Genomic DNA, 23,358 nt, shown 5'->3' with positions numbered 1-23,358 from the left:
CGGGAGAGGTTTAGTGCCTTGCCCGCCGAATTCGTACATACAGCGCACCTTCGCCGCCGTGGCCGATATGGGCCTCCTCGAAGCCGACGACGAAGGCACGGAATTCCGGCAGGCTCAGCCATTCCGGGACCTGGCGGCGGAGCACGCCACTTTCGCCGCCGCTGCGGCCCTTGCCGGTGATGACCAGGACAAAGGTCAGGCCGTCGTGATGGGCGCGGTGCAGGAAGCCGGTCAGCGCACGATGGGCACGCGTCTGGGTCATGCCATGCAGGTCGAGCCGCGCCTCGATCTCGCGTCGTCCGCGCGACAGCTTTGCGCGCTCGCGCTTGCCGAGCGGCGCCAAGGGCGGCACGGACGGTTTTGCTAGGCGCGGCTCCGGCGCAGCCGCGACCGGCCTTGACGGTGATGCAGGTCTGGCCCCCTGGGCGGCAAGCGAGGATTCAGCGCGCGGCGCCGCCGGCGCCTTCGACACCCGAAGCTTCTTCAGCGGCTTCACCTGCTTTGCAACCGTGTCCCACAGCTCGCGCTCCTCCTCGCTCAGGGCGCGGCGGCGCGGCACGGGGCGGGGCTCCAGCACGGGCGGACGGGAGGATCGCTTCATTGCTGCCGATGCGAGCGATTCTTCACCGGCCGCTGCGGTTCGCGAACGGGCTCGATCGCCGGACGCGGCACCGGTAGCGGGACGGAACCGGCAGTGGCGACCGTTTCGTTTTTACCGACCGTCGCCGCTGCAGCAGGAGAGGCGGGCTTCGCCGGATCGGTCTGCGGAAACAGCTTTGCGATCTTTTCCGACGGCCGCGGATCCGGCACCGGCAATCGCGCGCCGCGCACACTGGGATCGAGGCTCTTCGGCACCAGCATCACGAAATGCATGGGATGGCGCAACCGCCCGGAGACGCGGCCGGCATCCGCGCCCGCGCCAAAATAAAGGTCGGCGCGCGCAGGTCCAATGATGGCCGAGCCGGTGTCCTGGGCGATCATCAGCCGGTGGAACGGCGTCTTGGCGCGTTCGGACTCGATCGGCAGCTCGCCCTCGATGAAGAACGGCGTGCCGTAGACGTGCAGCGATTTGTCGACCGCGATCGAGCGGCCGGCCGTCAGCGGAATCCCTTGCGCGCCCACCGCCTCCTCCTTGTCGGAGAGATTGACCTCGCGGAAGAAGATGTAGGCGCGGTTCTGGCGGCGCAATTCCTTGGCCCCATCCGGATTCTGCGCCATCCATTCCCTGATCTTCTGCATCGACATCTCCTCCTTCGGAATGATGCCGCGCTCGATCAGGATGCGACCTACCGCCGTGTAAGGATAGCCGTTATAGGCGTCGTAATTGAGCCGGACCGTGCCGCCGTCGTCGAACTTGATCCGTGCCGAACCCTGGATCTGTGCGAACAAGAGATCGGTCGGGTCCTTGAGCCAGGCGATCTCCAGCCCGCGGCCGGCGATCTTGCCGTCCTCGATCTCGCCGCGGTCGTAATAGGGCACCAGCTTGCGGCGACCGATCTTGCGATAGACCGGGCCCTTGTTGGGCAGGCTGACCGAGTCCTGCTTGTAGCCACGCACGAACAGGTTGGAGGGCCGGCGATAGACCGGAACGTTGTAAACATCGGTTTGGCTGCGCGATCCCTCGAGCACGGGCTCGTAATAGCCGGTGACGAAGCCGTCGGGCTCACCGAGACGGGAGATGCGCAGCGGCGCAAAATTCTCCTCGAAGAAGGTCTTGGCTCTGGCGTCGTCGGTGAGTTCGAGCGATTTGGCGACCCGGCAGGGCTCGCCCAGCGAAGCGCCGAGTGCTTTGGCTTCGGCTTTCGGCTCGGACGCGCCGGTCTGCGTGTTGATCGAACGGCAGCTCGCGCGGAAGGTCTTGTAGGCGGCGAGATGATTATCGTCGCTCCAGCCCTTCACGTCCGCCCAGGCCAGCGGCAGATATTGCGCGCCGGGAATCTCGAACGGCAGCGAAAGCTGCGGATAGGGCAAGGCGCGCGGCGGAGCGGCAGGCAATGTTGGAAGATGACGGTGGTGACTGCGGTAGTGGCGCCGCGCCGCCTCGGCGCCGAGCGAAAACGACGACAGCACGACGACACCTGCGCAAAGCGCCGTCGCGCTGGTCTTCAAGAAGATCTTAATTCGCGCTTCCGGTACCAACCAGCTTCCAGTTCGGATCGCGAGAGGAGGTGTCGCGGGCGAAAGTCCAGATGTCGGTGATGTCGGCGACCGTGTCGGCGCTGCCGTCGACGATATTGCCGGCCTTGTCGCGGGTGACCGAGATCATCTGCGAGACGAAGCGCACGGTGAGCTGGGCGGTGCGGTCGCGCAGCTCGGCGCCGACGAGCTCGGCCTTGTCGATCGAGACGAAACGCGTCTCGGTCTTCTGCTCGTTCTTCTCGCGCTCCTTGATCGCGGCGTCGAAGCTCTCATAGACTTCCGGCGACAACAAATTGCGCAGCGCGCGGCGGTCGCCATTGGCGAAGGCCAGCACGATCATCTCATAGGCGCCACGGGCACCCGAGATGAAATGGCGCGGGTCGAAGGTGGAATCCTTGTCGACGATGGCGTCGAGACCCTGCGCGAGCGGGGTGCCCGGCTCGGCCAGGCCCTTCCAGCGGTCGGTGGGCGGAGTCGGCTCGGTCGTCGGCGCCAGCGGGGCCTGGTCGATCACCTTGCCCGGCATGGTCACGACGTTCTTGTCCTGGGCACCCTGGAGCGCGTTGCGGTCGAACGGCGGCCGTTCGCTGCCGGTGCGCTGCCCCAGCACACTGCGCAGCCGCAGAAAGATGAAGACCGCCAGCGCCAGGAAGATGATGGTGTAGATGTCCACGTCGTATTCGCTTTCTGGTCTTTTCCGAGGGTCCTTGCCGGGAAAATCGTTCCGGCCAGTAGACCGTTCCATAGGGGAACGGCAAGTCTACATCACCATTTCAGGTCCGCGCGTCTGGTCCCCGGGATGTAGGCACGAAATCTTGCCCGGCCAATGGCGCCTTTTGGCACAGTGCCGAGTGTAGCGCGTTTTATGCTCAAGGGGAAACCCGATCCTGCCCGGAAATCGCGCTTCTTCAATCGTTTAGGGCGCAATTTCGCGCAAAAGACCGGGGTGAACGTCACAGTTGCGGGCGCGACTCCGATGCCTCGCCTGGGGTCGTTCGTCCTTGTGGAATGAGGCGGCCCTATGTTAGCCAACCGCCGCGAAATTCAGCCCAAATCGGGTAAGGAGAGACTTTCATGACCAACGGTAACGGCACCCCTCCCGAGGCGGCCCAGGCTCCCCAGCTCAACGTGCTGGCGCAATATACCAAGGACCTCTCGTTCGAAAATCCGAACGCGCCGAGCTCGCTCCAGCAGCAGAGCCAGCCCCCCCAGATCAACATCCAGATCAATGTCAGCGCCAACAATCTCAGCGAACATGAGTTCGAGGTGACGTTGTCGGTCGAGGGTAAGGCCGAGACTGCGAGCAAGGTGATGTTCTCGTTCGAGCTCGCCTATGCCGGCGTGTTCCGGATCGCCAATGTGCCGAAGGAGAATTTGCATCCGCTGGTCATGATCGAGTGCCCGCGTCTGCTGTTCCCGTTCGCCCGCGAGATCATCGCGACCGCGGTCCGCGACGGCGGGTTCCCGCCGCTGATGCTGGATCCGGTCGACTTCGTCGGCCTCTATCGTCAGAACATGGAGCGGCAGATGGCCGCTCAGGGCCAAGCCGGTCAGGCCTGACCGGCCGCCACGGCAGCTGGTGCGGGCAGGTACTCGTTCCAGATCGCCTTGTCGCCGAGCGTTGCGATGAAGGTGCGATGGGCCTCGCGCTCGGCAGCAGAAACCCGCGGCGCGAGCGGCACCAGGCGCTGCCGCCGCGGCGCTTCGCCACTTGCACTGACGCGAATTTCCTCGGTTTCCGAGGCCAGCAGCAACTGCGACTGCCGCGCCCCGACCAGGTCAACATAGACCTCGGCCAGAAGCTCGGCATCGAGCAACGCACCGTGCTTGGTGCGGTGTGAATTGTCGATCGCGTAACGCGAGCAGAGATCGTCGAGCCGGTTGGACACGCCGGGATGCTTGCGCCGTGCCAGCAGCAGCGTGTCGACCAGCCGCTCGCGCGGGATCGCTGCGCGCTTGATCCGGTCAAGCTCGGCGTTGATGAAGCTGATGTCGAACGAGGCGTTGTGAATCACCAGCGGCGCATCGCCGATGAATTCCAGAAACTCGTCGACGATCTCGTGGAATAGCGGCTTGATCGCCAGAAATTCGGCCGACAGCCCGTGCACTGCAAAGGCCTCGGCCGGCATGTCCCTTTCAGGATTCATGTAGCGGTGGAAGGTCTGTCCGGTCGGCATGCGGTTGAAGATCTCGACACAGCCGATTTCGACCAGCCGATCGCCGCGGAGCGGATCGAGGCCGGTGGTTTCGGTATCGAGAACGATTTCGCGCATGATCGAGATGGCCGTGTAAAACCGGCGAATCAGGCTCGCCGCTGCGGCATCTTAACGACCTCGGCCAGGATGTGCTTGATTTGCGCCCGCACCGGCTCAAGTCCGTGTGACGTATCCACTACGAAATCGGCGCGCTTGCGCTTTTCGGCGTCGGGCATCTGCTTGGCGATGATGGCATCGAGTTTTGCTTCGTCCATCGTTCCCCGCGCCAGCACCCGCTCGCGCTGAAGTTCCGGTGAGGTCGAGACCACGACCACGGCGTCGACCCGTTTCTCGCCACCGGTCTCGAACAGGAGGGGAATGTCCAGGACCACGACGGGGACCTTGGCCGCTTCCGCATCGGCAAAGAATTTTTGCCGGGAGGCGCCGAGCATCGGATGGACGATCTGCTCGAGCTGCTTGATCGCGGCGGGATCGTGCACCACGCGCGCGGACAGTTTGGACCGGTCGACCTTGCCGTTGATGGTCGTGCCGGGGAAGGCAGCCTCGATCGCGGGAGCCGCTTCGCCCTCATACAAATGATGAACTGCGGCATCGGCGTCGTAGACGGGAACACCAGCCTCCGCGAACAATTTCGCGGTGGTGGATTTGCCCATCCCGATCGAGCCGGTCAATCCCAGGATCCGCATCAGCGCCCAGCCTGTCTGTCGTTTACACCGCAACTAGCCTCTCGCGGCGCAGGAACGCAAGCAGCGGCAGCAGCGGCAGGCCGAGAATGGTGGAATGGTCGCCCTCGATGCGCTCGAACAGATGGATGCCGAGACCCTCGAGCTGGTAGGCGCCGACGCTGGTGGTCACGGCAGCGCCGGCGGCGTCGAGATAGGCCGTAAGCTCCGCTTCCGTCATTTGCCGCATCGTCATACGGGCCACGGAAACATCCTCGAAAACAATCCTTCCGTCATGCGCCACCGCCACCGCCGAATTCAGCTCGTGGCTGTTGCCGGAGAGATCGCACAATTGCGCCATCGCCTGGGGACGGCCAGCTGGCTTGTTGAAGAGGTGCTCGCCAAGGGCCAGCGTCTGGTCGGCGCCTATCACATAGCTTCCGGGATGATGAGCCGAGACCACCTTGGCTTTCTCACGCGCCAGCAGCAGGGCGATCTCGCGCGGATTTGAGAGTTTCGAGGCCGCCTGGATGCCGCGCTCGTCGATATCAGCCGTGACGGCCACGAATTCGAGTCCAGCATTCGCCAACAGCATTTTCCGCGCGCTGCTCTGCGAGGCCAGGATCAGCGGAGATGTGCCGCGCCACAGACCCATGGCGACAACTATTCCGAAGGCCGGTTGCGTTGGCGATCGGTGTAGAGCTTCATGATCGCCGCGGCGGTTTCCTCGATCGAGCGCCTTGTGACATCCAGCAGTGGCCAGTCATGCTTGGCGCTGAGCTTGCGTGCGAATGCGACCTCCTCGGCGACCGCTTGCTTGTCGGTATAGGTGTCACTGCCGGAATTGGCGCCCATGGAGAGCAGGCGGTTCTGGCGCACCTGAATCAGGCGTTCCGGCGTCGCATGCAGGCTCACCACCAGCGGCCGCGTCAGGGTTTCCAATTGCGAGGGCACCGGAATGCCCGGAACCAGCGGCACATTGGCGGTGCGGATGCCGCGATTAGCGAGATAGATCGACGTCGGCGTCTTCGAAGTGCGGGACACACCCACCAGCACCACGTCGGCCTCGTCGAGGCCTTCGACATGCTGCCCATCGTCGTGGATCATGGTGTAGTTCAGCGCGTCGATGCGCTTGAAATATTCCGCATTGAGCACGTGCTGGGCGCCAACGCGACCCGTGGTCGCGGCGCCGAGATAGGCTTCGAACAGTTGCATCACCGGGCCGATGATCGACAGGCTCGGGACGTTGATCGCCTTGCACTTGTTCTCGAGCCTGGAGACCAGATCCTTCTCCAGCAGCGTGAACAGCACGATGCCCGGCGCCTCCTCGATCTCATCGAGCACGCGATCGAGCTGCTTTTGGCTGCGCACCAGCGGATAGACGTGCTCGACCGGCGTCACGTTGGCGTATTGGGCCGCGACCGCGCGGGCCACGGTGATCAGCGTCTCACCCGTGGAGTCGGAGACGAGGTGCAGATGGAAATAATTGTTCGAGGTCGGCACAAAAACCCTTTGTATGGAGGCGGTGTGATTTGTGGATTTCTGTGGAGCTTAACCCCTCGGAAAGGGTTGCGCGACAGCAGGGGCGGGACAACGGCCAATTTTCTTCACACCGCTGCCCGTCAGGACAAGTTTGCCGGTCCTCCGCGACGGCAACGGGATTGCGCGAACAACCCTCTTGATAAGCTGCCGACAGGCGGGCGCAAGCCCCTGAGCGCGGGTCAATTATTCCGACAGGCCAGACTAGCGCAGGATATGTTGATGGATGTGAACAAGCGCGCGTGAAGCCGCGGACGGAATTGTGTGAGTCCAATCCACGGTCACATAGACTCAAACCTTAAGAATCTAAGATTCTAGATTTGAGGAAGGCGCTACGGACGGATAAGTGTGCAGGGTAAGACCTTAACGAGTTCTTACTATCCCCAGCGTTTGGAATGCTCGGCAGGAATCCGGGGCGGCACATGTTTGAAGACCTCTATCTCTGGATCAAGGCGCTGCACGTGATCGCCGTCATCGCCTGGATGGCCGGCATGCTCTATCTGCCACGGCTGTTCGTCTACCATTCGGAGACCGAAATCGGCTCGAAGCAGTCCGAAACGTTCAAGACAATGGAGCGCCGGCTACTCAAGGCGATCATCAACCCCGCCATGATGGTCACTTGGCTGGCCGGGCTTTATCTCGCCTGGTCCGGCCATTGGTTCACCTCCGGCTGGCTGCACGTAAAACTGGCACTGGTCCTGGCAATGTCCGCGGTCCACGGCTTTTTTTCCCGCTGGCTGAGGGATTTCGCCCGCGACCGGCGCCCGCGGACCCAGAAATTCTATCGGATTATCAATGAGGTGCCGACAGTCCTGATGATTTTCATCGTGATCATGGTGATCGTGAAGCCGTTCTAGGCACGCGCGCGACGAATCCCTCGGCGCTTCGGCTTGCGGAGCAGGAAGCGATTTTCTATATTATCCGTATCCCACCCAACGCAGGCGGATGTGGTTGTGTCTGAGCTTTCCAGAGGCCGGACACCGCATCAGGTTTGAAGCCTCACCGGCACTCTCCTTGCCAGACCTGCGGACCTTACCTTCTCACGTCCGCATTTCAGCCTCCTCGCACCCCTTCCAAGGTTACCCCACAGGACCATCCCAATGCGGGAAATTAAACTTCAGGACCTCAAGTCGAAAACCCCGGCCGAGCTGGTCTCGTTCGCGGAAGAGAACGGGGTCGAGAATGCCAGCACCATGCGCAAGCAGGAGCTGTTGTTCGCTATCCTCAAGCAGCTTTCGCTGGCCGAGACCGACATCGTCGGCGAGGGCGTCGTCGAGGTGCTGTCCGACGGCTTCGGCTTCCTCCGCTCGCCCGATGCGAATTATCTGCCGGGTCCGGACGACATCTACGTTTCGCCCTCGCAGATCCGCCGGTTCGGCTTACGCACCGGCGACACCCTCGAAGGCCATATCCGCAGCCCGAAGGAGGGCGAGCGCTATTTCGCGCTGCTGAAGGTCAACACGCTCAATTTCGAGGATCCGGAGAAGGCCAAGCACAAGGTCAATTTCGACAACCTCACGCCGCTGTTTCCGAATCAGCGCTTCCGCATGGAGATCGACGATCCCACGCGAAAGGATCTCTCCGCACGCGTGATCGACATCGTCGCGCCCATCGGCAAGGGCCAGCGCGCCTTGATCGTCGCGCCGCCGCGCACCGGCAAAACCGTGCTGATGCAGAACATCGCGCATTCGATCACGCACAATCATCCCGAATGCTATCTGATCGTGCTCCTGATCGACGAGCGCCCGGAAGAAGTCACGGATATGCAGCGTTCGGTGAAGGGCGAGGTGGTGTCCTCGACGTTCGACGAGCCTGCGGTGCGCCACGTCCAGGTCGCCGAGATGGTGATCGAGAAGGCCAAGCGCCTGGTCGAGCATGGCCGCGACGTCGTGATCCTGCTCGATTCGATCACGCGCTTGGGTCGTGCCTACAACACCGTGGTGCCGTCATCCGGCAAGGTGCTGACCGGCGGTGTCGACGCCAACGCGCTGCAGCGCCCGAAGCGCTTCTTCGGCGCGGCCCGCAACATCGAGGAGGGCGGCTCGCTGACCATCATCGCGACGGCGCTGGTCGATACCGGCAGCCGCATGGACGAAGTCATCTTCGAAGAGTTCAAGGGCACCGGCAACTCGGAGCTGATCCTGGACCGCAAGGTCTCGGACAAGCGCACCTTCCCGGCGATCGACATCTCGCGCTCCGGCACCCGCAAGGAGGAGCTCATCACCGATCCGCAGGTGCTCAAGAAGATGTACGTGCTCCGCCGCATCCTGAACCCGATGGGCACCATGGACGCGATCGACTTCCTGCTCGACAAGCTGCGCTCAACCAAGAGCAATTCGGAGTTCTTCGACTCGATGAACACCTGAGTGCAGTGCAACGGAAAGTTGGAGGGCGCCCTCGGGGCGCCCTTCTTGTGCAGCTATGCTGCAGTGAACCTGCAGCATAGCAAGCGGCTTGTTACATAGCCCGATTTTAGTTAAGTCATTGATATAGGACGATAATGTTTTGAATTCGGTGAGCCTGCCGAGTTGAGCGGCTGCGTTCTGCAGCAAAAATGCTGTACTAATGCTGCACCGCAATATCATCTTTCCGCTGCGGGATGTGGCGCAGCAAAATCATGCCACCTGGCGTCCGAAATGGAGGTTTGCCTTTTCTCCGGCAGCCGGACAAATAGGCCATGCATCCGCAAGACCAGACCATCTTTGCGCTGTCGTCCGGCCGTCCGCCAAGCGCGATTGCGGTGGTGCGCGTCTCCGGGCCACGGGCTGGCTTGGCGCTGACGACGTTGGCCGGTGAACTGCCGGCGCCGAGGCACGCCAGCCGCAGGTTGCTCCGTGACGCCACGGGCCAGCCGATCGATGATGCGGTCGTGCTCTGGTTTCCGGGGCCGGCAAGTGCGACCGGCGAGGACGTCGCCGAATTCCACGTCCATGGCGGCCGCGCTGTGCTCTCGGCGCTCCTCGCTGCAATTTCTGCAATCCCGAACACGCGAGCGGCCGAGCCCGGCGAGTTCACGCGGCGTGCATTCGAGAACGGCAAGCTCGACCTCACCGAGGCCGAGGGCCTCGACGATCTCATCCACGCCGATACCGAGCGCCAGCGGCGTCAAGCGCTGCGCCAGTTGCAGGGCCTGCTCGGCAATCGTGCACGCGATTGGCGCGAACGTATCATCGAAGCTTCGGCCTTGATCGAAGCCGGCATCGATTTCTCGGATGAGGGCGACGTGCCTGCCGAGCTTCTGGCGCCCGCCGTCAAGGCGATCGGAGCGCTGCATGGCGAAATTGCAGGAGTCATTGCGGCACAGGGCCAAGCTGAACGGCTGCGCGATGGCCTGGTGGTCGCGATCGCAGGCGAGCCGAATGTCGGCAAGTCGACGCTGATCAATCAGCTCGCACGCCGCGAGGTTGCGATCGTCTCGCCGTACGCCGGCACCACACGCGATGTGATCGAGGTGCAGCTCGACCTCGACGGCTACCCCGTCACGCTGATCGACACCGCCGGCATTCGCGAGACCGACGATCCTGTCGAGCAAGAGGGCGTGCGCCGGGCACGGGCCAGGGCCGAAGACGCGGATCTCGTGCTGTGGCTGGTGGAGGGATCGCAGACCATCGATCCGGACGCGACGCGGTTGCTGCGGAAGGCCGGCGGCGGGAATGGTCCGCCTGGCGGCTCGATCTGGATCGTGCGCAACAAGGTCGATCTCGGTGGGGGCGGGGAAGCGGGGGGGCACGGCGACTTCGCGATCTCCGCGAGCCAGGGCGATGGCATCCCTCAGCTGGTCGATGCTCTCGTGCAATTCGCCTCTGAATTCTTCGGGAGCAGCGAGGGTGCATTGGTGACTCGGGCACGCCAACGCGAGCTGTTGCGCCAAGCGGCAGACAGCTTGCGCCGGAGTTTGGAGCTTGTAGAAGAGGGCGAAGAGCTCGCCGCCGAAGAATTGCGTGGCGCGGCCTATGCCTTGGGCCGGCTGCTCGGCCGGGTGGACGTGGAAGACGTGCTCGGCGCCATTTTCCAGAAATTTTGCATCGGAAAGTAGGATTAGTTCTTCATTGTAGAACTAGCCTTTGTTCCACTCTTTGCGTTTCACGTGAACAAATGCTGTGGTTCCTTTGCCTCGTGAAACGGTTGGGGCGCCGGCCGCCCTTACGAGCATCACTGCACGATAATCCAGACTGCCCACGAAAGATTCTGGGATCGCGTCGCGGCGATATCTTTTGATCATTTCAGTGATTTTGTTTCACCTGAAACGCAGCAGGTTCAATAGCTCGTCTACTGTGCATGGGGTTGTTTTCGCGGAATCGCTTTCCCCTCGAATGCTCCGTTTCACGTGAAACATCTCCGCCTAGTTTCCACTTCCGGCTTTCACACCTCTGAGCTAGAAGTTGGCTCATGCGAACAGAGCGAGAGAACTACGACGTCATCGTCATTGGCGGCGGTCACGCCGGCTGTGAGGCCGCGGCGGCTGCTGCTCGGATGGGTGCAACAACCGCTCTTGTGACGCATCGTTTCTCGACCGTCGGCGCGATGTCCTGCAACCCCGCCATTGGCGGTCTCGGCAAGGGTCATCTGGTCCGCGAAGTCGATGCGCTCGATGGTCTGATGGGCCGGGTCGCCGATGCCGGCGGCATCCAATTTCGTGTCCTCAATCGCCGCAAGGGCCCGGCGGTCCGTGGTCCTCGCGCTCAGGCCGACCGAAGGCTCTATGCGGCCGCGATGCAGGCCGCGATCCGGGAGACCGAGGGTCTTTCCGTCCTCGGGGGGGAGGCCGACGAGCTGATCGTGGTGGAAGGCCGGGTCATCGGCCTGCGCCTGACCGACGGCCGGAAGCTTCGGGCAGGGGCGATTGTCGTCACCACCGGCACCTTCCTGCGCGGTCTGATCCATCTCGGGGAGAAGAATTGGCCCGCCGGTCGCGTCGGCGAGGCACCGGCGATGGGCCTTTCTGGCTCCTTTGAGCGCGCCGGCTTCACCCTCGGGCGGCTGAAGACGGGGACTCCCCCCCGCCTGGACGGCACCACGATCGATTGGTCGGCGGTCGAAATGCAGCCCGGAGACGAACCGCCTGAGCCGTTCTCGGTGATGACGGAACGGATCACGACGTCGCAGATCCAGTGCGGCATCACCCGGACCACCTCGGCGACGCATGAGGTGATCCGCGCCAATGTCCATCGCTCCCCGATGTATTCCGGCCAGATCAAGAGTTCCGGTCCGCGTTATTGTCCGTCAATCGAGGATAAGATCGTCCGCTTCGGCGACCGTGACGGCCATCAGATCTTCCTGGAGCCGGAAGGGCTCGACGATACGACTGTCTATCCCAACGGCGTCTCGACCTCGCTCCCTGAGGAGGTCCAGCTCGCGATCCTCGCCAGCATCCCCGGCCTGGAGCGGGTGAAGATGGTCCGTCCGGGGTACGCCATCGAATACGACCACATCGATCCCCGCGAGCTCGATCCGACCCTCCAGACCAAGCGTCTGCGCGGTCTGTTCCTGGCCGGGCAGATCAACGGCACCACCGGATACGAAGAAGCCGCCGGGCAGGGCATCGTGGCCGGCGTCAACGCAGCGCTCTCCGCGAGCGGGGCGGCGCTAACGGTGTTCGACCGGGCGGATGGCTATCTCGGTGTGATGATCGACGATCTCGTCACCCGCGGGATCAGCGAGCCCTATCGGATGTTCACCTCCCGGGCGGAATACCGGCTGACGCTGCGGGCCGACAATGCGGATCAACGTCTGACCGAGAAGGGCATCGCCTTGGGGTGTGTCGGCAGTGCCCGCATGCAGCATCATCGCGCCAAGATGGATGCGCTGAACGCAGCCCGCGCGCTCTCGAAGTCGCTTGCGATCACCCCGAACGAGGCGATCAAGCACGGACTCTCCCTGAACCGCGATGGCCAGCGCCGGTCCGCCTTCGAACTGATGGCCTATCCGGATATCGGCTGGAGCCAGGTCCGGGCGATCTGGCCGGAGCTGTCGGCGATCGACCCCGTCATCGCGACCCACCTCGAAACCGACGCCAAATACGACGTCTATCTGGAGCGCCAGAGCGCCGACGTCGAAGCCTTCCGGCGCGACGAGGGGATGGTGCTGTCGGAGGTCGATTATCAGCAGGTCCCCGGTCTCTCCAATGAGGTGCGGACCAAGCTGGAGAAGGCCCGACCGTTCACGGTCGGCCAGGCCGGCCGGATCGATGGGATGACGCCGGCGGCGCTCGGCATTCTCGCAGCCTATCTGCGGCGTGAGGCACGGAAGACCTCAAAGGCGATTGCATAGAGGTTTCACGTGAAACAGCGCGGGCCGGGGGGCGGCAGATCGTCATCAGGAAAACCTGCGGCGGGCGAGGGTGCCGGTCGACGGCCCGAGCCGAGGCTGATCAGACCGAAGATCGACAACGCCGGCACCAACGATCAATCGCTGGACGCCGTCATCGCTGCTGACAAGATTGCGGCGCTCAAGCTCGCGCCTGTTTCGGTTGAAACGGAAGACCGGCTCGATCGCTACATCGCCTTGCTCCGCGAGTGGCAGGCCAAGACCAACCTCGTTGCGCCATCGACCCTGCCGCACCTTTGGACCCGGCACATCGCCGACTCGCTTCAGCTCGTGGATCTCGCACCGGCGGCAAAACGATGGGCCGACCTCGGCAGCGGCGGTGGCTTTCCGGGCATCGTCCTGGCCTGCGCCATGGCCGGGAGGCCCGATGCTCGCGTCCATCTTGTCGAGCGAATCGCCAAAAAGGCCGCGTTCCTGCGCGAAGCGATCCGCGTCACGACATCTCCGGGGATCGTACATCTCGCTGAAATCGGGGATAATGTGGATAGAATCACCGGCCCCGTCGATTGCGTCACCGCGCGTGCGCTCGCTCCGCTACATCAACTCATCGGCTTTGCGGAGCCGCTGATACGCCAGGGCGCAAAAGCGTTATTTCTCAAGGGTCAAGATGTAGAGGCTGAATTGACCGAAGCCGCTAAACATTGGAATATTCGGCCTCGGCTTCATCCAAGCCGCACCGGCGACGGCTGGATCGTGGAGCTTGAGACCGCCGAACGGCGGAGCTGAGGCGCTAAGGGGTTTGAGTGGGGAATTGCGATGACCGTGATTGACGAGCCGCAGCAAGAAAAGACCGCGCAAGAACAGGCAGCTGAGGTGCCGCATGGCCACCCGCGCATCCTGGCGCTGGCAAATCAGAAGGGCGGCGTCGGAAAAACAACCACAGCGATTAACCTCGGCACGGCGCTCGCCGCGATTGGCGAACGCGTCCTGATCGTCGATCTCGATCCGCAGGGCAACGCCTCGACCGGCCTCGGCATCGATCGCCGCAACCGTAGCTGTTCGACCTACGACGTGCTGGTCGGCGAAGCCGCCTTGCGCGAGGCTGTGGTCTCGACCGCGGTGCCGCGGCTGCACATCGCGCCCTCGACCATGGATCTGTCCGGCCTTGAACTCGAGCTCGGCACCACGCCCGGCCGCGCCTTCAAGCTGCGCGACGCCATCGGTGCGCTCAACAACAATGTCTCGCCGGATGCCGACTACACGTACGTGCTGATCGACTGCCCGCCTTCGCTCAACCTGCTCACGGTCAACGCCATGGCGGCGTCCGATGCGATCCTGGTACCGCTGCAATGCGAATTCTTCGCGCTCGAAGGTCTGTCGCAATTGCTGCAGACCGTGGAGCAGGTGCGCTCGACGCTCAACCCGAACCTGTCGATCCACGGCATCGTGCTGACCATGTTCGACTCGCGTAACAACCTCTCGAACCAGGTCGTCGCCGACGTCCGCCAGTTCATGGGCGAGAAAGTCTACAAGACAATGATCCCGCGCAACGTGCGCATCTCGGAAGCGCCGTCCTACGGCAAGCCGGTGCTGGTCTACGACCTCAAATGCGTCGGCAGCGAAGCGTATTTGCGGCTCGCCACCGAGGTGATCCAGCGCGAGCGCGAGCTGCGGACGACGCATTGATCTGACTTGTAGGGTGGGTTAGCCGAAGGCGTAACCCACCATGTCTATCTCCACGGAAACAAAAGAGGTGGGTTACGCTTCGCTAACCCACCCTACGATTCGAAATTCAGTTCTGGAGTGCGCTCAAGTGAATCCAAGGGAGCTGGCGATGGCCGACGAAGCGCGTTCGCGACTGGGCCGGGGTCTTGCGAGTCTGATCGGTGATGTCGGCGGCGAGGCTCAGCATGTCGATCGCCCGCGCGCGCAGCGCAAGGTGCCGATCGAATTCATCAAAGCCAATCCGCGCAATCCGCGTCGCACCTTTTCGGAGGCCGAGCTCAAGGAGCTCTCCGACTCCATCAAGCAGCACGGTGTGATCCAGCCGATCGTGGTGCGTCCGGTGAAGGGCGCGCAGGATCGCTACGAGATCATCGCCGGCGAGCGGCGCTGGCGCGCCTCGCAAATGGCTGGCCTGCATGAAGTGCCGATCGTCCCGGTCGACATCAGCGACAGCGATGCGCTGGAGTTCGCGATCGTCGAGAACGTGCAGCGCGAAGACCTCAACCCGATGGAAGAGGCGCAGGGCTATCACGCGCTTGCCAACGAGTTCAAACGCAGCCAGGACGACATCGCAAAAGTCGTCGGCAAGAGCCGCAGCCACGTCGCCAACATGATGCGTCTGACGAAGCTGCCGGCCGAGGTGCAGGCCTTGATCGCAACCGGCGAGCTGACGGCTGGCCATGCTCGCGCACTGATCGGCGTGCCCGATCCGCTCGCGGCCGCCAAGCGCATCGTCGAGGAGGGCCTCAACGTCCGTCAGACCGAGGCGCTTGCGCATGAAGAGGGCGTGCCGGAGCGCAAGCCGCAGAAGGCGCGCGCTGGGGCGAAGGAAAAGGACCCCGATACGGTCGATCTCGAAAAGCGCGTCAGCGACGCGCTCGGTCTCAAGGTCACGGTCAATCACCGCGATCCTGGCGGCTCCGTGCAGATCAACTATCGCAACCTCGATCAGCTCGACGAGGTGATGAAGCGGCTCGCGAAGGGCGCGCTGTAGCTTGCGCGTCGTTCCGGGTTCGCCTCCGTCAGGCATCCCGGAATGAGGCTGAGTTTCTGATCGAATCTACTTCCACATCGTCATTGTGAGCGAAGCAAAGCAAATCCAGAATCTTTCCGCGGAGGGATTCTGGATTGCTTCGTCGCAAGGGCTCCTCGCAATGACGGCGTTGCGAGAGTTACGGTCGCGATGACGCGTGGAGAGAGCCGGCTCAGCCTCGCCGCTTCGCATTCGCGGCGATCGCCATCAGCGTGCGCTGGGCGATGGCGGCGGCGAGGGTGGATTGCTTGCGGGTGTCGAGCGCGGCGGTCGCGAGCTGCTCGATGATGGCGGCGAGCCGGGCCGGGCTGAAATTGCGCAGCGCCGTTTCGACCGCGGGCTTGCGCGAGAAGTGCAGCCGTGGAAAGCCGCCGTCGAGCACGGCTGAGGCCGGCGTCCCGTCGGCAATCGCGAGCGCCGATTTGTGCAGCCACGCGGCCTGGCGCTGCGCGGCGGAGATGATCACGCCGGGATAGGTGCCGGCGATCATCGCCTTGGCGAATTCGGTCTCGACAATGTCGGGCCGGCCGGCAAAAGCGCCATCGACGATGGGATCGAGCTTCAGCTCGGAGGCGTCGGCAACCACGGACATCACATCATCCAGCGTGACCTCGCCCTTGCCGTGGGCATAGAGCGTGAGCTTGCGCAGCTCGTTGCGCGAGGCCTGGCGGTCGCCGCCAAGGAACGACATCAGCGCCGCGCGGGCGTCCGGCGCGATGCGCAGATTGGCGATGCGGAGCTCGTCCTCCATCAGCTTGGCAAGGTCGCGCTCGGTGTCGGGATAGCAGCCGATCGCGACCGCCGTCTTGGCGCGCTCGCAAGCCTTGCGCAGCGGCGATTCCGGGCGCAGCTCGCCGGCCTCGATCACGATGCGGCAATCCTTTACGTTCATCTCGGCCAGGGTGTCGATGCCGCTGGTAAAGCTGCGCGAGCCGGCGCGGACGCGGATGGCGCGGCGGCCGCCGAACAGCGGCACCGTCATGGCCTCGTCGACGAGGCGCGACGGCTCGGCGGAGAGCTCGTCGCCGTCGAGCTTGACCAGCGAGAATGGATCGTTGGGATCGTCGACGGCGGATGCGATCAGCGCATCGGCGCGCTCGCGCACGAGGCCCGCGTCGGGACCGTAGAGCAGGATGATCGCTCGGCCCGCATCGGGGCGGGCGAGGAAGGCATCGATCTCTTTTCCGCGCAGCGCGACCATGTTGCCTCAAGGGCGTCATTCCGGGGCGGCTCGAAGAGCCGAACCCGGAATCTGTATCTGCAGTTTCTGGATACCGGGTTCATGCTTCGCATGCCCCGGAATGACCGCGAGGGTCAGGTACCCGCGGTGAAGAACGAGGCGAGCCGGGTGTTGATGTTCTCCGCGATCTCGTTGGCGGCACGATCTTCGGCGTCGCGCACGGCGCGGTTGCGGGAGAAGCGCTGATAGGAGCCGGGCATGTCGTAGGACACACGCGAGAAGGTGGTCCCGGTCATCACCGATTTTCCGGTCGCGACGTCGATCAGATTGTATTGCGCATCGATGCCGTAATTTTCGCTGGTCGGCAGTCCCGTCGCGGCGCTCACGATCAGGGACGAGCGGGAGGTGGTGAAGCGGATCTCCAGGCGGTGGGTCGGCGGCATTCCCGTCGCCGTGCCGTAGAGCTTGAAGGCCAGGGCATTGCGGACCTCGACGCCAACGCGCGCCTCGCGGGAGGCGTTCGCTTTGGCGATCGGCGGCAGCTCGACGCCCATCAGCTTCTCGCGCAGCCCAGGGGTGCCGTCGTTGCGTTCGGCATACATCGGCTGGAAGCAGCCGGCCGTCAGCGCCGCCAGGGCGGCGACCGCCAGCAAGCGGGCTGCGATGCGGATCCTAGCCGACAACATTCACGATCCTCTTGGGGACGATGATCACCTTGCGGACGGGCTTGCCGTCCAGGGCCAGCTTTACCGCATCGAGGGCCAAAACGGCAGCCTCGATTTCCGGATTCTGGGCCAGTGTTGCAACTGTGACCTCACCCCGCTTCTTGCCGTTGACCTGAACCACCAGGGTCACGCTGTCTTCAACCAGCAAATCGCGTTCGATTTGGGGCCAATTGGCCTCCGAAACCAGCCCGCTCTGGCCCAAAGCCTGCCAGCACTCCTCGGCCAGATGCGGCATCATCGGGGAGAACAGCTGGACCAGGATCTGGCTGGCCTCCCGGATGGCCCAGGCCAGGTCCGCGGCAGGCTGGCCGGGGCGCTGGAGCACCTCGGACAGGGCATTGGCGAATTCGCGGATATGGGCCAGGCAGACATTGAAATGCAGTCGCTCGATGCCGGTCGTGACCTTGTCCAGGGCGCCATGGGCGGCCTTGCGCAAGGCCGTGGCATCTGCTCCGAACGAAGCCGGCCGGGCCGCCGGCGCGTCCTTGCCGAGTTCCTTCGCATCGTTCACCAGCCGCCACAGCCGCTGCACGAAGCGCGATGCGCCCTGGACGCGCTCGTCGCTCCAGATCACGTCGCGATCGGGCGGGGAGTCTGACAGCATGAACCAGCGGGCGACGTCGGCGCCGTAGGTCTCGATGATGTCGTCGGGATCGACAGTGTTCTTCTTCGACTTCGACATCTTCTCGATCGGACCGATCTGGATGTCTTCGCCGGTCGCGAGCAGCGTGGCGCGGCGACCATTGCCGCCAACCTCGACCTTGACCTCGGCCGGCTGCACATAGGAGCCGTCGGCCTTCTGGTAGGTCTCGTGCACCACCATGCCTTGTGTGAACATGCCGGCAAACGGCTCGTCGAGCGCGATGTGTCCAGTCGCCTTCATCGCGCGAGTGAAGAAGCGGCTGTAGAGCAGATGCAGGATCGCGTGCTCGACGCCGCCGATATACTGATCAACCGGCAGCATCCGGTTGGCGACCGCAGGCGTCGTCGGCGCGCTCTCGTTCCAGGGATCGGTGAAGCGCGCGAAGTACCAGGACGAATCCACGAAAGTGTCCATGGTGTCGGTCTCACGCTGCGCCTTAGCCCCGCATTTCGGGCAGGTGACGTGTTTCCAGGTCGGATGATGATCGAGCGCGTTGCCCGGCCTGTCGAATGTCGCATCATCCGGCAGCTTCACCGGCAAATCGGCATCCGGCACCGGCACCACATCGCATTTCGGGCAATGGATGACGGGAATCGGGCAGCCCCAATAGCGCTGGCGCGAAATGCCCCAGTCGCGCAGGCGGAAATTAACCTGCCGCTCGCCGACCGGCGCGTTGCCGCGCAGCTCGCCTTCAAGCCGCTTCGCCACCTCTTCCTTGGCCTGATCGATCGTCATGCCGTCGAGGAAGCGGGAATTGATCATGCGGCCGTCACCGTCATAGGCGGTATCGGTGATGACGAACGATTTGGGATCCTGCCCCTCGGGGCACACCACCGGCGTGTTGCCGAGGTTGTACTTGTTGACGAAGTCGAGGTCGCGCTGGTCGTGCGCGGGGCAGCCGAAGATCGCGCCGGTGCCGTATTCCATCAGCACGAAGTTGGCGACATAAACCGGCAGCTTCCAGGAGGAATCGAACGGGTGCACCGCGCGGATGCCGGTGTCGAAGCCCTGCTTCTCCGCGGTGTCGATGACCTCCTGCGCGGTGCCGATCTTCTTGATCTCGGTGATGAACTCCGCAAGCGCAGGGTTCTTCGCGGCGGCCGCCTGCGCCAGCGGATGATCCGCCGAGATCGCCATGAACCTCGCGCCGAACAGCGTGTCCGGGCGCGTCGTGAAAATCTTCAGCTCGCTTTCGCCGGCCGGCGTCGTCGCCGCGTCCAGCGCAAAGCGGATCAACAGGCCTTCCGAGCGGCCGATCCAGTTGCGCTGCATTAGCCGCACCTTGTCGGGCCAGCGGTGGAGCCCGTCCAGCGCCGACAGCAGCTCCTGCGAGTACTTCGTGATCTTGAAGACCCACTGGTTCATCTCGCGCTGCTCGACGACGGCGCCGGAACGCCAGCCACGGCCGTCGATTACCTGCTCGTTGGCGAGCACGGTCATGTCGACGGGGTCCCAGTTCACCTTGCGCTTCTCGCGCTCGGCGAGCCCTTCGCGCAGGAAGTCGAGAAACATCTTCTGCTGGTGCTTGTAGTAGGAGGGATCGCAGGTCGCGATCTCTCTGGACCAGTCCAGCGACAGCCCGATCGAGCGGAGCTGCTTCTTCATCGCGGCGATGTTGTCGTAGGTCCAGGCCTTGGGTGCCACCTTGCGCTCGATCGCGGCGTTCTCGGCCGGCAGGCCGAAGGCGTCCCAGCCCATCGGGTGCAGCACGTTGAACCCCTTGGCGCGCATGAACCGGGCCAGTACGTCGCCGAGTGTATAGTTGCGGACATGACCGATATGGATGCGCCCGGAGGGGTAGGGGAACATCTCGAGGACGTAATATTTCGGCCGCGGATCGTCGTTTCGGGAGACGAAGATCGCCTGTTCGTCCCAGAGGCGTTGCCAGCGCGGTTCGGCGTCGCGAGCATTGTAGCGTTCGGAGGTCATGGAATCGTTGGGTTTTCGTGGGTTCGGCCGGCTAAAGACGGCGGACTAGGCCATAAAAGCCTGTAAGGGGTCAATGGGTTGCCGAACGCCGACAGATTTCACGTTTTCCGCTTCAAACTTCCGGTTCGCTACCGAGGTAGGTCCAGTTTGAGGTGCAATTAACGAGCTGAGCGCCAGTCTCGCGCGCGGCAACCGCGCGCTCTATCTTGCAAAGCTCAGCGCCCGCAATCGCGCCGTTGCGGAGCGCGCGCTCGAGCGGGGCGGGTGGCCGGCTAGCCTGCCATCGCGATCTCAGTCGCGCCGGTCTCGATCGCCTGCACGCCGTGCTCGACGACGTTGTTGCGGCCGCGGTGTTTTGCGGCGTAGAGCGCGGCGTCGGCGGCTTCGATGAGGTCACCGGGGCGCAGTGTCTCGTTTGGCTTCGTCGCTGCAACGCCGATCGAGACGGTGACGATCATATGCGCGGAGGTGATGTGCGGCAGGCAGAGTTTCAACACGGCCGCGCGCACGAGTTCGCCGATTTCGACGGCGCGGGCCACGTCGGTGTTCGGCAGCAGCAGACAGAATTCCTCGCCGCCATAGCGCGCCGCGAAACCCATCGTGTCGGCGGCAATGCCGGACAGCGATTCGCCGAGCCGGGTCAGGCAGGAATCGCCTTCGAGATGGCCATAAGTATCGTTGAAGAGCTTGAAGTGGTCGACGTCGATCATCAGAAGCGCGAGGTCGCTGCCATATTGCTGGGCGCGCATCCATTCGAAATCGAGCCGGCTCTGGAAGCCGCGACGGTTTGCGAGACCGGACAGCATGTCGATCGATGCCATCACCGTTAGGCGGTCGTTGCTCGCGATCAGCTCGCGCTCGCGCTGACTCAATTGCGCGGCCATCGCATTGAACGCGCGGGCCAGCGGCACGAACTCGGCGGGCAGGCGAGTACGCGCCGCCCGCGCCGACAGATCGCCTTCGCCGAGACGCTTGGCCATGTCGGCCAGCATCTCGATCGGCTTGATCACCAGTTTCTCGGCGGCGATCAGCGCGCCGAGCAGGACGAACACGACGACGAAGGCGAGCTGAAGATAGGCGGTGCGGATGTCGCGGCTCACCGCCGCGGACACCTTGTCCTCGTCGATGCTCGCGATCAGGCGCGCATTGGTGCCGGCGATGCGGATGTAGCTGACCGCGCGGCGGGAGCCGTCGGCAGCTAGAAAGGACAGCGCGCCTTCATCCTGGTCGGACCGCAGCGCCCTGTCGGCGATCGCCGACATCAGCGGCATGTTGTCGAGGGGACGGCCGACCGCGCTGTGCTGGTCGGCGGGCGCGGCCAGTACGGCGCCGGCGCTGTCGACGAGAACCGCCGTGATGCCGGCGCGTCCGCCGAGATTGCTCATAACCTTCGACATCCAGTCGAGGTTGACGGTGGCGAGCACGACGGCATCCGGGACGCCGCTGAAGGCGGACACCGGGTAAGCCGCCATGACGGTCGGCGTCGGCGCGGGCCGGGACAGGATGAAGTCGCTCAGCACGAAGCGGCCGGTTTCCTGTGCCTGCAGGAAGTAGGGCCGGTCACTGAGATCGAGGCCGACATACATGTTGTTGGTGGCGCACTGGATGCGGCCGTCCTGGCCCGCGATCAGAAGCGTGCGGATCCAGGGCAGGCTCGACGGCAGGCTCGCACGCAGCACGTCGCAGCTCTTGCTGATGCCGCCGGCGGAGGCCCGGATGAAGGCCTCCGATTTCAGGATGGTCTCGACCGACGAGATCACCTCGCGCTGCGCATCGGCGCTGTGCCTTGCGACCGTGGTGAATTCGGCGGCGGCCTGCGCGATCTGCCGCGCGCGCGTGTCTTCGAGCGAACGGATGCGCTCGAGCATCAAGGGGGCGACCAGAATCACCGCGAGCAACGCGAGCCGCGCCCGGATTCCGAGAACCTGCTTGAGTTTGGCTCGTTTGCGGTTGAGACTGACGCTTGCCATCTTCGCTACCCACCCCATGGGCAAGGTAAAGCGAAGGGTTCAAAAACTCTTTCTTGAACTCGGTAAAATTGGACTTACCTGCGGTTACGACCACAACTGATCGACGTCATGACAGAAGCCAACGCCGCGCCGGCAACCGGCCACTCACCAAACGGACTCGCCGCAGTTGAGGCCGAAATTGCACGTGCCTGCAAGGATGCGCAGCGCGATCGCGCCTCCGTGACGCTGATCGCCGTGTCCAAGACTTTCGCCGCGGATATGATTACCCCGGTGATCGACGCCGGACAGCGCGTATTCGGCGAGAATCGGGTCCAGGAGGCCAAAGGCAAGTGGCCCGCGTTAATGTCTGTCTACTCGGACGTCGCGCTGCATTTGATCGGGCCGCTGCAATCCAACAAGGCGAAGGAGGCGGTCGCGCTGTTCGATGCCATCCATTCGGTCGACCGTCCGAGCATTTGCCAAGCGTTAGCCAAGGAAATCGAATCCCAGAACAAGCACCCGCAGCTGTTCGTCCAGATCAACACCGGCGAGGAGCCGCAGAAGGCCGGCGTCGCGCCCGGCGAGGCCGATGCCTTCCTGGCGAGCTGCCGCGACACCTATGGGCTGACGATTTCCGGCCTGATGTGCATCCCGCCGATCGACGAACCGCCGGCGGCGCACTTTGCTCTCACCGCCAAGATCGCGGCGCGCAATGGCCTGAAGAACCTGTCGATGGGCATGAGCGCGGATTTTGTGACCGCGATCATGCTCGGCGCCACCCATGTCCGCGTGGGAAGTGCGATCTTCGGGCACCGGTGAGAGCCGTAGGCGAAGCGTCGTGCGGGTAACGGTCTTGATTTCGTCATTGCGAGCGAAGCGAAGATTCCATGGGGGTGGATAGCGACCAAGTCTGAGGCCAGACTGAGGTTGCATCCATTCAACCTGGAGACGACGATGTTGCTCGATCATCCTATCGACGGACCGGCCGCTATCCGCACGCAGTTTGGCGCAATTTTCGTGTCGTTGGAACTGAGTCGTTCGACATGGCTGGTGACCTCGCTCTCGCCGGGCAAGGGCGAGAAGATGTCGAAACACAGCGTGGAGGCCGGCGGTCTTGCGGAACTGCTGAAGCTGTTCGCGGAGCTGAAGCGCAAGGCGCAGGTGCGAATGGGCGAGAGCTATCCAATCATCACGATCCAGGAGGCGGGGTTGGACGGGTTCTGGCTTCACCGGGCCCTGCAGCAGGAAGGCATCGAGAGCCACGTGGTGGATCCGGCCTCCATCGCGACGCCGCGCCGGCGCCGGCGAGCCAAGACGGACAGGCTGGACGGCGAGACGTTGTTGCGGACGC

Annotated in this window: 20 protein-coding genes and 1 pseudogene; 10 read left to right on the top strand and 11 right to left on the bottom strand. The window is 63.7% G+C overall.

Annotated features, from left to right (window positions below; all coding sequences use genetic code 11):
* Positions 1-10 precede the first annotated feature (10 nt).
* From IVA98_RS09705 to IVA98_RS09695, 3 genes are read right to left on the bottom strand one after another with little or no spacing between them, the layout of a single operon-like run.
* Entirely contained in the window at positions 11-601 is a 591-nt protein-coding gene (locus tag IVA98_RS09705) for a Smr/MutS family protein (protein ID WP_247294905.1), read from the bottom strand.
* A complete protein-coding gene (gene mltA / locus IVA98_RS09700; protein WP_247294903.1) occupies positions 598-2,139 on the bottom strand; it encodes a murein transglycosylase A in 1,542 nt (513 codons plus the stop codon). Before mltA ends, IVA98_RS09705 begins: the two co-directional genes overlap by 4 nt.
* Positions 2,117-2,812: a Tim44/TimA family putative adaptor protein gene (locus tag IVA98_RS09695; RefSeq protein ID WP_247294902.1), complete on the bottom strand. Its 696-nt coding sequence runs from the start codon at positions 2,810-2,812 to the stop codon at positions 2,117-2,119. The genes mltA and IVA98_RS09695 overlap by 23 nt, the downstream gene beginning before the upstream one ends.
* A gap of 401 nt (positions 2,813-3,213) precedes the next feature.
* Between IVA98_RS09695 and secB the strand changes: the two genes are divergently transcribed.
* Positions 3,214-3,699 carry a protein-export chaperone SecB gene (gene secB / locus IVA98_RS09690; RefSeq protein ID WP_247294899.1) on the top strand — a complete coding sequence of 162 codons (486 nt, stop codon included), beginning with the start codon at positions 3,214-3,216 and terminating at the stop codon, positions 3,697-3,699.
* Here secB and dnaQ read toward each other — a convergent pair.
* From dnaQ to IVA98_RS09670, 4 genes are read right to left on the bottom strand one after another with little or no spacing between them, the layout of a single operon-like run.
* Complete coding sequence (gene dnaQ, locus IVA98_RS09685) at positions 3,690-4,412, bottom strand: DNA polymerase III subunit epsilon (protein ID WP_247354797.1); 723 nt, start codon at positions 4,410-4,412, stop codon at positions 3,690-3,692. The genes secB and dnaQ overlap by 10 nt on opposite strands.
* Before the next feature lie 29 nt (positions 4,413-4,441).
* Complete coding sequence (gene coaE, locus IVA98_RS09680) at positions 4,442-5,041, bottom strand: dephospho-CoA kinase (protein WP_247295054.1); 600 nt, start codon at positions 5,039-5,041, stop codon at positions 4,442-4,444.
* 22 nt (positions 5,042-5,063) lie between these two features.
* Positions 5,064-5,672, bottom strand: a complete 609-nt coding sequence (locus tag IVA98_RS09675) for a Maf family protein (protein WP_247294893.1) — start codon at positions 5,670-5,672, stop codon at positions 5,064-5,066.
* An 8-nt stretch (positions 5,673-5,680) separates the two neighbouring features.
* Positions 5,681-6,520: a pyruvate, water dikinase regulatory protein gene (locus IVA98_RS09670; protein ID WP_247294891.1), complete on the bottom strand. Its 840-nt coding sequence runs from the start codon at positions 6,518-6,520 to the stop codon at positions 5,681-5,683.
* Positions 6,521-6,978: 458 nt separating this feature from the next.
* On the opposite strand from IVA98_RS09670, the gene hemJ reads away from it, so the two are divergent.
* The 7 genes from hemJ (at position 6,979) to IVA98_RS09635 (ending at position 15,542) form a co-directional block, all read left to right on the top strand.
* Positions 6,979-7,413, top strand: a complete 435-nt coding sequence (hemJ, locus tag IVA98_RS09665) for a protoporphyrinogen oxidase HemJ (protein ID WP_247294889.1) — start codon at positions 6,979-6,981, stop codon at positions 7,411-7,413.
* Between the two features lie 243 nt (positions 7,414-7,656).
* Positions 7,657-8,922, top strand: a complete 1,266-nt coding sequence (rho, locus tag IVA98_RS09660; RefSeq protein ID WP_247276610.1) for a transcription termination factor Rho — start codon at positions 7,657-7,659, stop codon at positions 8,920-8,922.
* A 311-nt stretch (positions 8,923-9,233) separates the two neighbouring features.
* Complete coding sequence (mnmE, locus tag IVA98_RS09655; protein ID WP_247294887.1) at positions 9,234-10,592, top strand: tRNA uridine-5-carboxymethylaminomethyl(34) synthesis GTPase MnmE; 1,359 nt, start codon at positions 9,234-9,236, stop codon at positions 10,590-10,592.
* 353 nt (positions 10,593-10,945) lie between these two features.
* Positions 10,946-12,826 (top strand): tRNA uridine-5-carboxymethylaminomethyl(34) synthesis enzyme MnmG, encoded by a 1,881-nt coding sequence (gene mnmG, locus IVA98_RS09650; protein WP_247294885.1) that lies wholly within the window; start codon positions 10,946-10,948, stop codon positions 12,824-12,826.
* A gap of 99 nt (positions 12,827-12,925) precedes the next feature.
* Positions 12,926-13,609 (top strand): 16S rRNA (guanine(527)-N(7))-methyltransferase RsmG, encoded by a 684-nt coding sequence (gene rsmG, locus IVA98_RS09645; protein ID WP_524536369.1) that lies wholly within the window; start codon positions 12,926-12,928, stop codon positions 13,607-13,609.
* A gap of 30 nt (positions 13,610-13,639) precedes the next feature.
* Positions 13,640-14,509, top strand: a complete 870-nt coding sequence (locus tag IVA98_RS09640; protein ID WP_247294883.1) for a ParA family protein — start codon at positions 13,640-13,642, stop codon at positions 14,507-14,509.
* Between the two features lie 148 nt (positions 14,510-14,657).
* The gene (locus IVA98_RS09635; protein ID WP_247294881.1) at positions 14,658-15,542 is read left to right on the top strand and encodes a ParB/RepB/Spo0J family partition protein; all 885 of its coding nucleotides are present in this window, start codon (positions 14,658-14,660) and stop codon (positions 15,540-15,542) included.
* A gap of 211 nt (positions 15,543-15,753) precedes the next feature.
* On the opposite strand, the gene holA is transcribed toward IVA98_RS09635, so the two are convergent.
* From holA to IVA98_RS09615, 4 genes are all read right to left on the bottom strand, one after another.
* On the bottom strand, positions 15,754-16,782 hold the full coding sequence (gene holA, locus IVA98_RS09630) for a DNA polymerase III subunit delta (protein ID WP_247294879.1): 1,029 nt from the start codon (positions 16,780-16,782) through the stop codon (positions 15,754-15,756).
* Between the two features lie 113 nt (positions 16,783-16,895).
* The gene (gene lptE / locus IVA98_RS09625; protein WP_247294874.1) at positions 16,896-17,447 is read right to left on the bottom strand and encodes an LPS assembly lipoprotein LptE; all 552 of its coding nucleotides are present in this window, start codon (positions 17,445-17,447) and stop codon (positions 16,896-16,898) included.
* Positions 17,434-20,058: a leucine--tRNA ligase gene (gene leuS / locus IVA98_RS09620; RefSeq protein ID WP_247294872.1), complete on the bottom strand. Its 2,625-nt coding sequence runs from the start codon at positions 20,056-20,058 to the stop codon at positions 17,434-17,436. The genes lptE and leuS overlap by 14 nt, the downstream gene beginning before the upstream one ends.
* A gap of 272 nt (positions 20,059-20,330) precedes the next feature.
* Positions 20,331-22,028 (bottom strand): diguanylate cyclase domain-containing protein, encoded by a 1,698-nt coding sequence (locus tag IVA98_RS09615; protein WP_247294870.1) that lies wholly within the window; start codon positions 22,026-22,028, stop codon positions 20,331-20,333.
* A 108-nt stretch (positions 22,029-22,136) separates the two neighbouring features.
* Here IVA98_RS09615 and IVA98_RS09610 point away from each other — a divergent pair, with 108 nt between their 5' ends.
* Both IVA98_RS09610 and IVA98_RS09605 read left to right on the top strand, forming a co-directional pair.
* The gene (locus tag IVA98_RS09610; RefSeq protein ID WP_247294868.1) at positions 22,137-22,826 is read left to right on the top strand and encodes a YggS family pyridoxal phosphate-dependent enzyme; all 690 of its coding nucleotides are present in this window, start codon (positions 22,137-22,139) and stop codon (positions 22,824-22,826) included.
* Positions 22,827-22,961: 135 nt separating this feature from the next.
* Positions 22,962-23,358, top strand: a pseudogene (locus tag IVA98_RS09605) (IS110 family transposase); the annotation flags it as partial.

It is taken from the genome of Bradyrhizobium sp. 160, assembly GCF_023073735.1.
Classification (GTDB): Bacteria; Pseudomonadota; Alphaproteobacteria; order Rhizobiales; family Xanthobacteraceae; genus Bradyrhizobium.
Note: the sequence above shows the minus strand (reverse complement) of the source record. Positions and strands in the feature narration are given on the sequence as shown.

Bases quoted from the DNA above. Each gene is read 5' to 3' on its own strand.
- dnaQ (WP_247354797.1), bottom strand. From the start codon at position 4,412: ATGCGCGAAATCGTTCTCGATACCGAAACCACCGGCCTCGATCCGCTC.
- coaE (WP_247295054.1), bottom strand. From the start codon at position 5,041: ATGCGGATCCTGGGATTGACCGGCTCGATCGGGATGGGCAAATCCACC.
- IVA98_RS09675 (WP_247294893.1), bottom strand. From the start codon at position 5,672: ATGGGTCTGTGGCGCGGCACATCTCCGCTGATCCTGGCCTCGCAGAGC.
- mnmG (WP_247294885.1), top strand. From the start codon at position 10,946: ATGCGAACAGAGCGAGAGAACTACGACGTCATCGTCATTGGCGGCGGT.
- IVA98_RS09610 (WP_247294868.1), top strand. From the start codon at position 22,137: ATGACAGAAGCCAACGCCGCGCCGGCAACCGGCCACTCACCAAACGGA.
- mnmE (WP_247294887.1), top strand. From the start codon at position 9,234: ATGCATCCGCAAGACCAGACCATCTTTGCGCTGTCGTCCGGCCGTCCG.
- holA (WP_247294879.1), bottom strand. From the start codon at position 16,782: ATGGTCGCGCTGCGCGGAAAAGAGATCGATGCCTTCCTCGCCCGCCCC.
- lptE (WP_247294874.1), bottom strand. From the start codon at position 17,447: ATGTTGTCGGCTAGGATCCGCATCGCAGCCCGCTTGCTGGCGGTCGCC.
- IVA98_RS09640 (WP_247294883.1), top strand. From the start codon at position 13,640: ATGACCGTGATTGACGAGCCGCAGCAAGAAAAGACCGCGCAAGAACAG.
- rho (WP_247276610.1), top strand. From the start codon at position 7,657: ATGCGGGAAATTAAACTTCAGGACCTCAAGTCGAAAACCCCGGCCGAG.
- leuS (WP_247294872.1), bottom strand. From the start codon at position 20,058: ATGACCTCCGAACGCTACAATGCTCGCGACGCCGAACCGCGCTGGCAA.
- hemJ (WP_247294889.1), top strand. From the start codon at position 6,979: ATGTTTGAAGACCTCTATCTCTGGATCAAGGCGCTGCACGTGATCGCC.
- IVA98_RS09705 (WP_247294905.1), bottom strand. From the start codon at position 601: ATGAAGCGATCCTCCCGTCCGCCCGTGCTGGAGCCCCGCCCCGTGCCG.
- secB (WP_247294899.1), top strand. From the start codon at position 3,214: ATGACCAACGGTAACGGCACCCCTCCCGAGGCGGCCCAGGCTCCCCAG.
- IVA98_RS09615 (WP_247294870.1), bottom strand. From the start codon at position 22,028: ATGGCAAGCGTCAGTCTCAACCGCAAACGAGCCAAACTCAAGCAGGTT.
- IVA98_RS09635 (WP_247294881.1), top strand. From the start codon at position 14,658: ATGGCCGACGAAGCGCGTTCGCGACTGGGCCGGGGTCTTGCGAGTCTG.